The organism is Devosia sp. MC521, assembly GCF_014127105.1.
In the GTDB taxonomy this organism is placed as follows: Bacteria; Pseudomonadota; Alphaproteobacteria; order Rhizobiales; family Devosiaceae; genus Devosia.
This window is the reverse complement of the sequence record NZ_CP059902.1, coordinates 976582-989110: the sequence shown is the minus strand read 5'-3', so window position 1 is coordinate 989110 and position 12529 is coordinate 976582. Positions and strand designations below refer to the sequence as shown.

General features: G+C 57.9%; 11 protein-coding genes and 1 tRNA gene. 4 read left to right on the top strand and 8 right to left on the bottom strand.

Translation table 11 applies throughout. The features are described from left to right. The first annotated feature begins 27 nt into the window (after positions 1-27). Positions 28-1416, top strand: a complete 1389-nt coding sequence (locus H4N61_RS04680; protein ID WP_182395165.1) for an MFS transporter — start codon at positions 28-30, stop codon at positions 1414-1416. Between the two features lie 66 nt (positions 1417-1482). On the opposite strand, the gene H4N61_RS04675 is transcribed toward H4N61_RS04680, so the two are convergent. From H4N61_RS04675 to H4N61_RS04655, 5 genes are all read right to left on the bottom strand, one after another. Next, entirely contained in the window at positions 1483-2226 is a 744-nt protein-coding gene (locus tag H4N61_RS04675) for an RlmE family RNA methyltransferase (protein ID WP_169196676.1), read from the bottom strand. Next, entirely contained in the window at positions 2216-3397 is a 1182-nt protein-coding gene (locus H4N61_RS04670; RefSeq protein WP_248306564.1) for a Ppx/GppA phosphatase family protein, read from the bottom strand. The genes H4N61_RS04675 and H4N61_RS04670 overlap by 11 nt, the downstream gene beginning before the upstream one ends. Positions 3398-3527: 130 nt before the next feature. Next, positions 3528-4346, bottom strand: coding sequence for a DeoR/GlpR family DNA-binding transcription regulator (locus H4N61_RS04665; RefSeq protein WP_169196675.1), 819 nt, complete (start codon positions 4344-4346; stop codon positions 3528-3530). Further along, the gene (locus tag H4N61_RS04660) at positions 4346-5359 is read right to left on the bottom strand and encodes a hypothetical protein (RefSeq protein WP_169196674.1); all 1014 of its coding nucleotides are present in this window, start codon (positions 5357-5359) and stop codon (positions 4346-4348) included. The genes H4N61_RS04665 and H4N61_RS04660 overlap by 1 nt, the downstream gene beginning before the upstream one ends. 35 nt (positions 5360-5394) lie before the next feature. Continuing rightward, positions 5395-6381 carry an extracellular solute-binding protein gene (locus H4N61_RS04655; protein WP_169196673.1) on the bottom strand — a complete coding sequence of 329 codons (987 nt, stop codon included), beginning with the start codon at positions 6379-6381 and terminating at the stop codon, positions 5395-5397. Positions 6382-6510: 129 nt separating this feature from the next. On the opposite strand from H4N61_RS04655, the gene H4N61_RS04650 reads away from it, so the two are divergent. From H4N61_RS04650 to H4N61_RS04640, 3 genes are all read left to right on the top strand, one after another. Then, positions 6511-7572, top strand: a complete 1062-nt coding sequence (locus H4N61_RS04650; protein ID WP_169196672.1) for an ABC transporter ATP-binding protein — start codon at positions 6511-6513, stop codon at positions 7570-7572. A 2-nt stretch (positions 7573-7574) separates the two neighbouring features. Further along, the gene (locus H4N61_RS04645) at positions 7575-9218 is read left to right on the top strand and encodes an iron ABC transporter permease (protein WP_169196671.1); all 1644 of its coding nucleotides are present in this window, start codon (positions 7575-7577) and stop codon (positions 9216-9218) included. A 220-nt stretch (positions 9219-9438) separates the two neighbouring features. Beyond that, a tRNA-Gln gene (locus H4N61_RS04640) sits at positions 9439-9512 on the top strand. Positions 9513-9654: 142 nt separating this feature from the next. On the opposite strand, the gene H4N61_RS04635 is transcribed toward H4N61_RS04640, so the two are convergent. The 3 genes from H4N61_RS04635 to H4N61_RS04625 all read right to left on the bottom strand — a co-directional run bounded on the left by H4N61_RS04635 (position 9655) and on the right by H4N61_RS04625 (position 12528). Further along, positions 9655-10548: an IS481 family transposase gene (locus H4N61_RS04635; RefSeq protein WP_182394494.1), complete on the bottom strand. Its 894-nt coding sequence runs from the start codon at positions 10546-10548 to the stop codon at positions 9655-9657. Between the two features lie 434 nt (positions 10549-10982). Then, the gene (locus tag H4N61_RS04630) at positions 10983-11372 is read right to left on the bottom strand and encodes a CBS domain-containing protein (RefSeq protein WP_169194804.1); all 390 of its coding nucleotides are present in this window, start codon (positions 11370-11372) and stop codon (positions 10983-10985) included. Between the two features lie 181 nt (positions 11373-11553). Then, positions 11554-12528 (bottom strand): FAD:protein FMN transferase, encoded by a 975-nt coding sequence (locus tag H4N61_RS04625; protein WP_169194803.1) that lies wholly within the window; start codon positions 12526-12528, stop codon positions 11554-11556. Position 12529 lies beyond the last annotated feature (1 nt).

Sequence of the window (12529 nt, the reverse complement as noted above, 5' to 3'; positions counted from 1 at the left end):
CTTTCCATAGACTCATTGGTTAGCTTTGTGATCCGCGTCACCCCGCTCATTTTGGCGGTCGCTCTGTTCATGGAACAGATGGACTCGACTGTCATCGCCACCAGCCTACCTGCAATTGCAGCCGATATCGGCTCTGAGCCCATCGCCCTAAAGTTGGCGCTGACGGCTTACTTCGTGGCGCTGGCGATTTTTATCCCTATTAGCGGGTGGATGGCCGACCGTTTCGGAGCGAAGAACATCTTCCGTCTGGCGATCTTCGTTTTCATGCTGGGGTCTCTGGCATGTTCCTTTGCCAATTCGCTCGAGACCTTTGTGGCATCGCGCTTTTTCCAAGGCATAGGGTCGTCCATGATGACACCCGTCGGACGCTTACTACTCGTGCGCTCAACACCCAGAAATGAACTCGTGTCAGCCATGGCTTGGCTCACAGTCCCCGCGCTGATTGCTCCTGTGACAGGCCCGCTTATCGGCGGTTTTCTGACAACATATCTCAGCTGGCATTGGATCTTCTGGATCAACATCCCGATTGGTATCGCCGGGATCATCTTTTCGGGCATCTACCTCAAAGTGCCGGATGAGCGCGCACCGCGCCCTATCGATTTGGTCGGATTTCTCATCGCCGCCGTCGCCTTCTCGGGCACGGTATTCGGCCTGTCTGTGATCAGCCTTCCAGCCGTTCCCATCACGTATGGCTATCTAACACTGGCGATTGGGCTTGTTGCTGCTGCCCTTTACGTGCTTCACGCGCGCCGGGTGACCTATCCCCTGCTGGATCCCAAGCTGTTGCGCCACAAGCTTTTCCGATCCTCGATAACGGGCGGCTCGGTGTTTCGCATCGGTGTGGGAGCTGTTCCGTTTCTCCTCCCGCTGATGCTGCAACTCGGCTTTGGCATGACCCCATTTGAAAGTGGCGCCATCACATTCGTGTCGGCGCTCGGCGCGATGGGGAGCAAGTTCATCGCCGAACGTGTCTACGCCCGCTGGGGTTTCCCGCGCGTCCTGGGCGTCTCGGCGGTGTTAGGCGGCCTTCTCATCGGCGCGCAGGGTCTGTTCACAGCCGAAACAGCGGCGGCGGTCATGATGGGCGTAATCGTATTCGGCGGCGTACTCCGCTCGATCTTTTTCACGGGGTCGAACGCCCTGGGCTACGCAGACATTTCCGATGAAGAAGCCAGCCAAGCCACCGCCATCGTGGCGGTATCCCAGCAGTTGTCGGTCGCCTTCGGTGTTGCCGTGGCGGGTGCCGTGATCGAGATCACGCGCCATTTCACCGGTGGCGCGCTGACGCTGATAAACTTCCAGATCGCATTCTTCGCGGTCGGCACCCTCAGCGCCCTCGGTGGATTGGTCTATTTCACCCTGCCCGCAAACGCGGGCAGCGACGTGTCGGGGCATAAGGGCCGCGCTAAAGGCTGACGCGCACCAAGATGAAACGAAAAGACCGCCTCGAAGGGCGGTCTTATGGTTCAGTCTCGCGGCTGACTATTCGTCGTGATCGTTGTTGTGTTCATGCCGGAAATCCAGGCCTTTGAACCCCTTCGCCACGAGATAAGCCTCTGCGGAGTCTTTGCGGCTTGAGGGAGGCTTGGAGTGGAAGGTCGTATCAAAGTGACGCTTGAGCATGTGCAACAGCTCATGCTCGGTGCCGCCTTGGAAAACCTTTGCCACAAACGTGCCGCCGGGCTTGAGGACCTCAATGGCGAAGTCTGCCGCGATCTCGATCAGGTGAACGATACGAAGGTGGTCAGTCGGACGGTGGCCTGTCGTCGGCCACGCCATATCGGACATGACGACGTCGGCCTTGTGGCCACCCAGCATGTCGATCAACATGCCCGGAGCATCATCCTCGGTGAAATCCTTGCGCAGCAGGTTCACACCGGGGATGTCGTCCATTTCGATATAGTCGATACCGATGACGAGCACGTTGTCCGGCGTTGAGCCAACAGCGGTCGCCGCTACCTGCGACCAGCCGCCCGGCGCTGCACCAAGATCGACGACGCGCATGCCCTTTTTGAAGAACTTGTGCTTTTCGTCCATCTCTTTGATTTTGAAGGCAGCTCGAGAGCGATACCCTTCAGAGCGTGCGCGCGCCACATAGGGGTCGTTGAGCTGACGCTCAAGCCACTTCGTCGACGCGACTTTACGGCCCTTGGCCGATTTAACGCGAATTTTAAAGTCTCTGTCGGACTTACGACCGCCTGTGCCCAGGGCTTTACTATTGGCCATTGCCCGCCCTCCTTGGATGTCGAATTGGACGCTTCTGGGAGCGATCAGCGTCCATAAGGGAAATCAAAATACCTTCACGAAGACCACGATCGGCAACCCGAACGCGATCCGTAGGCCATTCACGACGGATGGCCTCAAAAATAGCACAACCGGGAAGCACGAGATCGGCGCGATCCTTGCCTATGCAAGCATGCGCGACACGGCGCTCAAACGGCATGTTCAGCAGAACGCGCATGGTTTCATCAACCTGATCGCGCCGCATCCAAAGGCCGTCAACTTTCAGACGCTCATAGCGTTCCAGGCCGAGATGTAAACCCGCAAGCGTCGTCACCGTACCTGACGTGCCAATCAAATGGACTGGATGTTCGGCAATCATCTGACGCAGCTTTTCGCGGCCACGGAACTGACGGAGGTGCTCAGAAACGTAGGAGACCATGTCTTCAAACGTCTCGCGCGTGACATTCACACCGCCGAATTTTTCGGCAATCGAGACCACGCCAACCGGCATGGACTGCCACGACCGAATAGAAGCAGACATCCGCCCCTGCGAACGCGGGCGACCGCCACGGAAGTCGAGCCAAGCCAGCTCTGAGGAACCCCCGCCGATATCAAACATCAGCGCGCCTTGCGCCTGAGTATCAATCAGATCGGCGCAACCGGTAACGGCCAATTCGGCCTCAGTGCGACGATCAACGATCTCAAGTTCGATCCCGAGCTCGCTCTTCACACGGGCCAAAAATGCAGGACCATTTTCAGCGGCGCGGCAGGCTTCGGTTGCGATCAAACGCATGCGCGTCGGCTGATGCTCGCGCAACTTGTTACGGCACATCCGCAGCGCGTCCATGGTGCGTTCCATCGCGCCATCAGCCAAACGACCGGTGACAGAAACGCCCTCGCCTAGTCGGACAATGCGTGTGTAGCCATCTAAAACGCGAAAACCCCTTTCATGGGGTCTGGCAATAAGAAGACGGCAATTGTTCGTTCCCAAATCGAGCGCAGCGTAAATGGCGCCGCGGTGTCGACGGGGATTCGGGGCGTTTAGGGTCCGCGGATCCGGCGATCCGGGCGGCGCAATGGCTGCCCTATCCTTCCGGCTTTGACCGGAAGATACACCGGCCCCTGCCTCGGCTTTTAAGACCGAAACAGCGGCGGACCGAGTAAGATCGGCCACGGGATGTCTCCTTAGTGCGCGGTCGCCAAGGCCGGAAAGCCGGCCGCGCCCGAACGCACCTTTGTTGCGTTGTTGAGACTAAGGTAGAGCATGGCATGCCCCAGCGCAATCAAAAGCATCCGCCTCATCCTCACACGCGGATGATATCGAGACCTTTCAAGGTCGTAGCGTCGTCAAAATATGTGGCGGGATCACCGTTTGTGACAAGCACATCGACTTCGGAGAGATGCGTGACCACATGGGGCGCGTTCTGGCTGAATTTTCCGTCATGAGCGACGAGTACGACCCGCCGACTCAAAGCGAGAACGTCACGCACCAGATCGACCTCCATCGGATCGAACTCCAGCACAGAGCCCTCCCGATCAATCGCGCTTGCGCCGATGATGGCGATATCAAACTTGAACTTTTGTCGACTAGTGTCGGCGAGGGTGAGGATGGAAGTGTCCTTATTGCGCACATAGCCGCCGTAAACATAGACGGTGGCGTCGGTATTCATCGCGCAGCTATAGATCACTTCCAGATTGGGCGACGCCAAGAGCATGCCAGGAAATTCGGCAACAACTTGATGGAGGCCATGGAAGGTCGTCCCCAGGCCCACGAAGACCGTGGCGCCGTCAAACAGGATCGGCTTGAGCGCATTGACGAGCTGGCGTTTGATGTCGACTTCGGTGCTACCGCGCTCATTATAAGTGTATCGCGCGACACCCGGGGCCGCGAAAGCGCCGCCAAAACCTTTGACCAGCAGGCCCCGTTCGTTGAGCAGTTTTAAGTCCCGCCGAATAGTCTGGGTGGTGACGTTAAACTGCTCAGCAAGTTCAGAAACAGATGCTGCGCCATTGGCACCAATGGCGACAAGAATTCGCTCTTGCCGCTCATTCAGGCCGTTAGAAGCGGCCGGAGAGTCCGCGCGCTGAGACAACAATCCTTCAACACGCGTCCGGCCACTCATTAGAGCTTTATCCCTAGATAGGTTCTATCATCGGTGAGTTGGGTATCAGTCGTACCCTTTGTGCTCATATAGCGGGCGATTTTGTGGAAGTCTTCTGCCTCCACCTCTTCGTGACCGGCCTCCCATGAGGCTACGCCAAAACGATCGCCAAGTTTGAAGTAGCCATCGGAGAACAGCTCGATGGTGTGAACATCCTTGAGGGCATAGCTACGGGTTTCGATGTAGCGTGAAGGCACAGCAAAACCGTCGAGCCCGCCGTAGCCCAGCACCAAGTCGGTTACGTTCTGGAAATCGCCCTGCGCGAAACAGATACCACCATGAATGAGCGCCTGAATTTCAGCCTCAGGAACATTCGGCAAATGCGCCGTGCACGCCGCCAGCGCGCGTTGCTCGATGTCAGCGAGGAACTGAGGATCGGCCGTGTCTGTACCAGCTTCCTGATGCTTGGTGCCGCGCCACGTGATGTTGGCTGCTAGCGCATCTGCACGCACGCTATCGTACCCCAGAGCGCGGAAATGGCTCCACGTTTCGCGGCGCATGATGGCCGTAACATCGTCCAAAGGCTTGAGGACCTGCAGAACATCTTCGCCATTGATGCGCACGCCACTGTCGCCAACAGCGATGATCTCTAGGCGATCACCGATGATCAGCGCGGCGATGACGGTACAACCGCCACGCAGCTTCCAGTCCGCTGTAACGGCGTCGACAGCGCCGGCCTTCTCATATTCGGCGAATATCGCCTGCCCGAGGTAGTCGATGAAATGCTCGGCCCCTGCAAATTGCAGGTTCGGCTGGCGAGCATCGCCCTGTGCCAGAAGGAACTTCTCAATGGCCGCTTGGACGGTGCGTGAGGCAAACTGGCCCGACAACATGCCGTTATACCGCGTCCCATTGCGGTCGGTTACGCCGTCGATAACGGCGTAACCCCTATTTGGTAGAATGACGAGACTATCTTCATTGGCCCCTGGATCGGCGAACTTCTTGCCGAGCGAAAAGGCTTCCATGTGCTTCATTCAAACAAATCCCGTCAGTCTTATAGATAGTCAGATTATTCGCCGATTGCCGTGCGCCACTTGGCGAGCACTTCTTCGGTGCCACCAAGATCGTCGAGCGACTTGATCTCAATCAGTTTGACGGTGTTCAGGTCTGGTGCACCTGGAGGTGGAGCAACGTCGGTGCGGATTGCACGACGGCCGATCTCATTGGCGAGGAGTTCTTGGGTCGACTTGGACATTGCCCAGTCGAGGAAGACCTTACCGCCATCTGGGTTTGGCCCACCCTTGACGAGCGCGATACCATCTGGCGCCGCGACTGTGCCGTCAGCGAGAAGTACGACAGCCATTGGCGCGCCGCCATTGCGGTATTCGATGGCATTGTCTTCGAGGGTCAAGCCCATCGAGGTTTCGCCGTCAGCGATGAAACGTGGAACGGCACCCGAGCTATCGGTGAAGACGAAGTTCTTCGCCATTTCTGTGTACTTGGCCCAACCGTCATCACCGAAAACGGTGAGCGCGGTCTGAAGCTGCTGCACAGCCGAACCCGAGTTATCTGCGCGAGCAGATGCGATCTGGCCGTGCCACTTAGGATCGACCAGGTCAGCCCAGTTCTTAGGTGCGTCTTCGAGCGAGACCATGTCGGTATTCACGGCGAGGACATAAACAACCGCAGTGTACGGGGTCCAAGCATCGCTCCGAACGAACTCAGCGTTGAGCGCTGCGTGATCCTTAACCTGATAAGGCTCGAGCAAATCAGCATTTTCGGTCAGCAAGCTACCGGTCACCGACCAGATAACGTCTGCTGCTGGTGCGCCTGCTTCAGCGCGTGCGCGGCGGAAGATGTCGCCCGAACCGAGCTGAATAACTTCGGCCTTAAGGCCTGTGTCAGCCTCAAATACTGGCAGAAGGCGGTCCACGATGGATGACTTGTGCGCAGTGTACACGACAACCGAGCCTTCGGCTGCCATTGCGGGGCTCATTGCAGTCGTTGCTGCTAGTGCGAAGGCAAATCCGACCAATGTCCGTTTTGCAACACTCATTTGTTCCTCCTTTTCCCTTTTGATCAAACTTATGATCGTTTCTGATCATGGAGCGACATTGCACTTGTTGCAATACGAAAATTGTGTTTGCTTTCAAAGCACAGAGAACGAGGGAAATGAGGGGCTGGAATGGCTTATTTGACAGTCACCGACGGGGTGAAGCAGTTCGTGGGCTTCCGCGCGCTCAATGGCGTTTCGATTTCAGTGGAGGAAGGGGAATTCTTCACGCTGCTGGGACCGTCTGGTTGCGGGAAAACCACCCTTCTGCGTGCCATCGCCGGATTTAACGATCTGACGTCGGGCAGCATCACATTGGCGGGCAAAGACCTGCGCGCGCAGCCCCCTCACCAGCGTGATATCGGCATGGTCTTCCAAGACTACGCCGTTTTTCCGCATTTGAGCGTGTTTGATAACGTCGCTTTTGGCCTCAAGCCCCGCAAGGTTCCTGCCGCAGAAATCAAAACCCGCGTCGCTGCGGCTCTCGACGCCGTGCATTTGGGCGCGCTAGCCGAACGCCTTCCGGCCGCCATGTCTGGCGGGCAGCAACAGCGCATCGGCCTCGCTCGCGCCATGGTCATCAATCCATGCCTTCTGCTTATGGATGAACCGCTTTCCAACCTCGACGCCAAGCTGCGTATCGAGTTGCGTGAAGAAATTCGTGACATTCAGAAGCGCGTCAATATCGCGACGATCTATGTTACGCACGACCAAGAAGAAGCGCTGGCGATCTCCGACCGCATTTGTGTGATGAGCGCGGGCCAGATCGAACAGATCGGCACCCCTCAGGAAATCTACGGAAATCCGCAGACCCTGTTCGTCGCGAACTTCGTCGGGACACTGAATACGTTCTCTGACTCGGCGGGGCTCACGCAGCTTCTCAGTCAGCTCAACCTTGTGGCCGCAAACGCAACAACTTGGGCCATCCGCCCAGAAAGCATGCGTCTTCTGGCAGCAGATGAGGCCGCCGGTTTAGGCGCTGTGGCTGTTGACGGCGAGATCGTCAAATACACCTACCTCGGCCGCGAAGCCCATATTCTCGTGAAGACACCCGCGGGCGAGATCACCGTTCAGCTCGGCGCCGCCGAACTGAAGCAAATCTACACTCCAGGCGATGCCGTCCGTATTCTTATTGCTCGCGAGCACCTTATGGCGTTCGACGCAGATAAGAAGCGCGTGGCACTGGGGGGCTGACCATGACAGCGCGTTTCGACTTTTGGAAAATCGTAAGTTTCGCGACGTGGGCGATCCTTGCGCTCTTGTTGATTATACCGGTCGGCTCGGTACTCATTTCGAGCTTCGTCGATCGTTCCGGCAACACCGGGCTCGCCAACTATTTGGCGTTCGTTATGGAGCCCCGCTATCAGCGGGCTTTCTTGAATACGCTCGTGGTGGGCTTTGGCGGACTCTTTGGCGCCATGTTGCTCGGCTCGATCATGGCCTTCTGCATCTCGCGCTTCCAGATTAAGGGCGGCAAGTTCGTCTCGCTCCTCGCGATCCTCGCCCTCGTGTCACCGCCCTTCATCGGCGCATACTCGTGGATTGTGTTGTTCGGCGCTGGCGGTGTCGTCCGCAGTTGGGCCCGCGAAATCGGGATCAACATGCCTCCAATCTATGGGCTGGGCGGCATTCTCATCGTCTTCGCGCTGAAGTTCTATCCCTTCGTCTACCTGATGGTTTCGGGCGCACTATCGAACGTCAACCGCTCGCTTGAAGAGGCAGCAGAAGGCCTTGGCCTGACCCCACTACAGCGTACATTCAAGATCTCGTTTCCGCTCGTTCTGCCAGCGCTCTCGGCAGGCGGTCTTCTGGCGCTCATCCAGTCTATCGCGGACTTCGGCACGCCACGTCTGCTCGGCCGTGGCTACAACGTGCTCGCCACCGAAGCCTATGCGCTTTACTCGGCTGAAGTTGGGTCCAACATGTCCATGGCGACCACCATTTCGGTGGTGCTGATCATGGTCTCTATGGCCTTTGTGATGATCCAGCGCTTCATGTCGCGCAAGAACGTCTACCACGGCAACATGATCAACAAGCCGATCAAAATCCAGCTCCGAGGCTGGCGCAATTGGTTGGCGCACTTCGCTGTCTATTTCATCGGCCTGTGCGGTGCCATGCCGGTGATCATTTCGGTCATTTACTCGCTGCGCAAGACCAACGGCCCTGTGTTTCAGGATGGTTTCGCGCTACAAAGCTATGAGCGCATCATCTTCAACCTCGGCGATGTCGTGCGCAATTCGCTCACCTTCTCCGCTATCGCCGTGGCCTTGATCGTTGTCGCTGGCACCATAATCGGCGTGCTCGTCGCTCGCCGCACCAGCATCAACACCTCCCTGCTCGATGGGGCGTTCATGATCCCCTATGTGATGCCGGGCATTGTTATCGGTATCGCCTATATTGCCGCGTTCAACACGGGCCCACTCGTCCTGACTGGCACGGCAGCCATCATCATCCTCTCGATCTTTATTCGTCGGCTGCCCTATACGGTGCGCACGACAAGTTCGGCACTGCGCCAAATCTCGCCCAGTCTTGAGGAAGCAGCGGTCTCACTGGGATACAGCCCATTCCAGGCATTCCTACGCGTAACCGTGCCGCTGATCGTTCCCGGCATCATCGCCGGTGCAATGCTCAGCTTTGTCACTGCGATCAACGAGCTATCGTCCTCGCTCGTGCTTTATGTCGGATCGACGATCACCATGCCGGTGCGCATTTACGTTCTCATTCTCGATGGTGACTTCGGGGTGGCGGCCGCTATGTCGACCATTCTGCTGTTGATCAGTGGCATTGCGGTCTACATCGCGTTCCGCCTGATGGGCAAAAATGAGCAGGCTCTGCTCTAGCCTCCCAAACCGCCATCTCGCCCAAAGCGAGATGGCCCTCTTCCCGATACGGACCACGAGAAGAAATCAACAGGATTTCGCGAACTCGCGAACTGATTACCCAATGAAGGCTTGACCCAAAGCCCACTCCGCTTTTAAGACACACCCATCAGCGGGACAGTGAAGTTTACGAATTTCATCCGACTGACCAGCAGCCACGCTGCCAGCCCTTTGGGCCTGCTGGGGAATAGTTCAATGGTAGAACAGCGGACTCTGACTCCGTCAATCTTGGTTCGAGTCCAGGTTCCCCAGCCATCTATTTCTTCAATGAAATCAATTACTTATGCTTCATCCGCAACTTGGCAGTCTTCCGCTGTGTTGCACATGTCACGTACAGCTAAGTCATTGTAAGTACAGTTGTAAGCTGCAGGTGCTTTCGGGACATCTTTCTGTCTGATTATAGCTTTTCTCGGAGGGCCTCGTAAGGGGTTTTTCCGTTGAACGCGCCGTGCGGCCTGGCGAAGTTATAGAACCGTTCCCACTCGTTCAGTTTCGCCTCGAGATCAACATCGCCCTTGTAGCTGAGCAGCTGGTAGAACTCCTGTTGATCTGACCGGTGCGATCGTTCGACCTTGCCGTTCAATTGCGGCGTACTGCGCTTGATATAGGCATGGCGGATGCCTTGGTCTTCGACATGCCAATGGAACTTGGCCTGGAACTCATGGCCATTGTCGGTTCGGATCTCGCGAATTCGAAACGGGAAAGTATTGATGATGTGGTCAACAAAATCGATCGCGCTTGCCTGGGTGTGCTTCTGGTAGATTTTGAGCGCTCGCACCCGGGTCGCATCATCGATGGCAGTGAACTGAAAGCGCCGGACCTTCTCGCCACTTTCCCCCTTAAATGTCAGGAACTTGACGTCCATCTGAATATGGTGGCCGGGAACCTGCTTGTTGTATCGCTTGGTGTGCACCTTGCGCAGACGGGTACCGCGCGGCAGCCGATTGACGCCATTGCGTTTAAGCATCCGCGAGACCGTGGCGTCTGAGATTTTAATCCCATGGTATCGGGCCATATACCAGACGATCCGCATTGGGCCGAGGTGATACTTGCTGCGAAGGTGGAGAACTTTCTCCTCGATCTCGATTGGTATGCGATTAGCATGCCATTTGGGGATTGGCGGCCGGTTCACCAGACCGGCCTCACCGAGCTTCAGATAGGCAACACGCCACCGGTAAAAACTGCTGCGGCTGACGCCGAAGTATCGACAGGTCTTGGCGACCTGACCCGTATCTTCTGCGTGCCTCAGAACACGAAGCTTGCGCGCAATCTCACGTTGTTCCTGGTTCATGAATACCTCCTTAGCTCAACAAATGTCAGCTTATTGGAGATGTCCCGCGAGTACCGACATATCTACACCCTCAATTAATACAGGGAGATGCTCCGGATTCCGAAGCACGAAGCTGACGATTTCGGGGACGCGACCAATTGATCGCCGATCTCCCCTAGCCAGGACACCGAGAATATCCACGATCCCCTCCCTCTCATCGGCCCCTAGCGCGCACATGCTTCCCTTACGGAAAGCTCGACCAAAGGGGCGCGCCAGCGATGGCAATGCCGCCGCCATAGACTGGGACGCCTTTGATGGTATGGCCGAGACCTATGTTTGCCGCGGCCGGTCGTTCGTCAGACCTGCTGGCGTAAAACTCATCTGCCAACTTCGACGCAAGACATCAGCGTAGCTGGATATTCCACTGTGTCTCCGACGCGTTCGTGCCGAAGTTCCTAACCGAGTTCCAGCAGCCGCCCCAAGACATCGTCGCGGCGGAGCATGCCAACGAGCTGTCCTAACCGGAGCACCGGGAAGGACCGGTACGGCTCGGAAGCGAACATTTCCGCTGCGGCAACGATGTCACTCGTTGCATCGATGGTGCGAACGGGGTGGCTCATCTGCTCCCCCACGGTTCCGCGCCACTGTTGGTAATAGCTGGCCATCATGGCCGGGCGAAAGCAGTCCTTCTGGGTCAGAATTCCCAGTAACGCGCCTGCGGCATCCACAACAGGCGCCGCCTCCTCGCCATTGGCATGCAGCAGTCCCGCGGCCTGTCGTATCGGCGTATCGGCCTCCAAGGTGAGGTATTGGGTGCGCATGATCCCGGCAATGGCTTCACTCATTCCGTTGGTGCTCCTCGGCCCTTGCTCGGGCAACCCACACAGCGCGCCGAGTCAGGCAGGCAACTCATGCCGCCACAGGATGATTGCAGTGGACGCCCGCGCAGCAAAAGGCCGAGACCAAGGCAGAGCGCCACCAGGAGCACGATGACGAGCGCGAAAAGCATCTCCATTCGTTACTCCCTCAGGCGATGTGCGCGGCAAAGCAATGGGTGGAAATGCGCTCAAGGCCACCCAGCCCATCGCGGAATACGAACAGCGCATCGAGGCTGTTTTGCTCAGCCAAGGCCGGGCCCCGCTCGCCGGCAGCCATCAGCGCGGTGGCCCAACCATCAGCGATCATCGCCTCGTCGGCAATGACGGAGACCGAGGCAATGGTTGTCGCGACCGGCTCGCCCGTGGCGGGATCAATAATGTGGCTGAAGCGACGTGCACCGAGATTGAAGGCGTTGATCTTGTCGCCTGAAGTGGCGATAGCCCGGTTGCCGAGAGCGACAATTTCGGCTGCGCCGCTCTCGTCCGGGCGCGGGTCTTCAATGGCCACCTGCCAGCCTCGCCCGCTGGGATGACTGCCGCGCAGGGCTATCTCGCCGCCCAGGTCGGCCACGAAATCCTCTTCTCCCTCGTCCATCAGCAGGCTGACCAGCCGATCGAGCGCATAGCCCTTGGCGATCCCGCACAGGTCAAGCGTCAGTTCGCCATCATGCTTGCGCAAGGCCGCCTCGCCCAACTCGAAACCCCGATCCGCGCTCAGTTCGCCCGTGATCGGCCCAAAGCCCCATTGATTGACCAGTGGGCCAACCGCAGGATCAAAGCAGCCGCCGCTGGCGCTGCGCACGGCAAGCGCCGCCTTAGCGACTGTCACCACCGCCTCGTCGGCGCGGTACCAGTCCGTGCTCTGCAGCCGGTTGAAGCGGCCGATAGTGCTTTCGGCCTGCCAAGGCGACAACTGCATGTCGATCCTGGCCAGCAGCCTTTCGATCATCTCTCGCAATCGGATCGGGTCAGCCCCCGCGCGCAGCACGACCCGCCACTGGGTGCCGAATGCCGGCCCTGTCACAGTCTGCGTCGATGCCGGTGTGCGGGCAAGTGCCGGCATGGCCAGCGCGGAAAGTCCCATGGTTACAACCAGGCGGCGGTTGGGATTGCGCGTCCGCATG

Coding starts and splice junctions, on each gene's coding strand:
- H4N61_RS04635 (WP_182394494.1), bottom strand. CDS start 10,548: ATGAACCAGGAACAACGTGAGATTGCGCGCAAGCTTCGTGTTCTGAGG.
- H4N61_RS04655 (WP_169196673.1), bottom strand. CDS start 6,381: ATGAGTGTTGCAAAACGGACATTGGTCGGATTTGCCTTCGCACTAGCA.
- H4N61_RS04665 (WP_169196675.1), bottom strand. CDS start 4,346: ATGAGTGGCCGGACGCGTGTTGAAGGATTGTTGTCTCAGCGCGCGGAC.
- H4N61_RS04645 (WP_169196671.1), top strand. CDS start 7,575: ATGACAGCGCGTTTCGACTTTTGGAAAATCGTAAGTTTCGCGACGTGG.
- H4N61_RS04650 (WP_169196672.1), top strand. CDS start 6,511: ATGGCTTATTTGACAGTCACCGACGGGGTGAAGCAGTTCGTGGGCTTC.
- H4N61_RS04625 (WP_169194803.1), bottom strand. CDS start 12,528: ATGCGGACGCGCAATCCCAACCGCCGCCTGGTTGTAACCATGGGACTT.
- H4N61_RS04630 (WP_169194804.1), bottom strand. CDS start 11,372: ATGAGTGAAGCCATTGCCGGGATCATGCGCACCCAATACCTCACCTTG.
- H4N61_RS04675 (WP_169196676.1), bottom strand. CDS start 2,226: ATGGCCAATAGTAAAGCCCTGGGCACAGGCGGTCGTAAGTCCGACAGA.
- H4N61_RS04660 (WP_169196674.1), bottom strand. CDS start 5,359: ATGAAGCACATGGAAGCCTTTTCGCTCGGCAAGAAGTTCGCCGATCCA.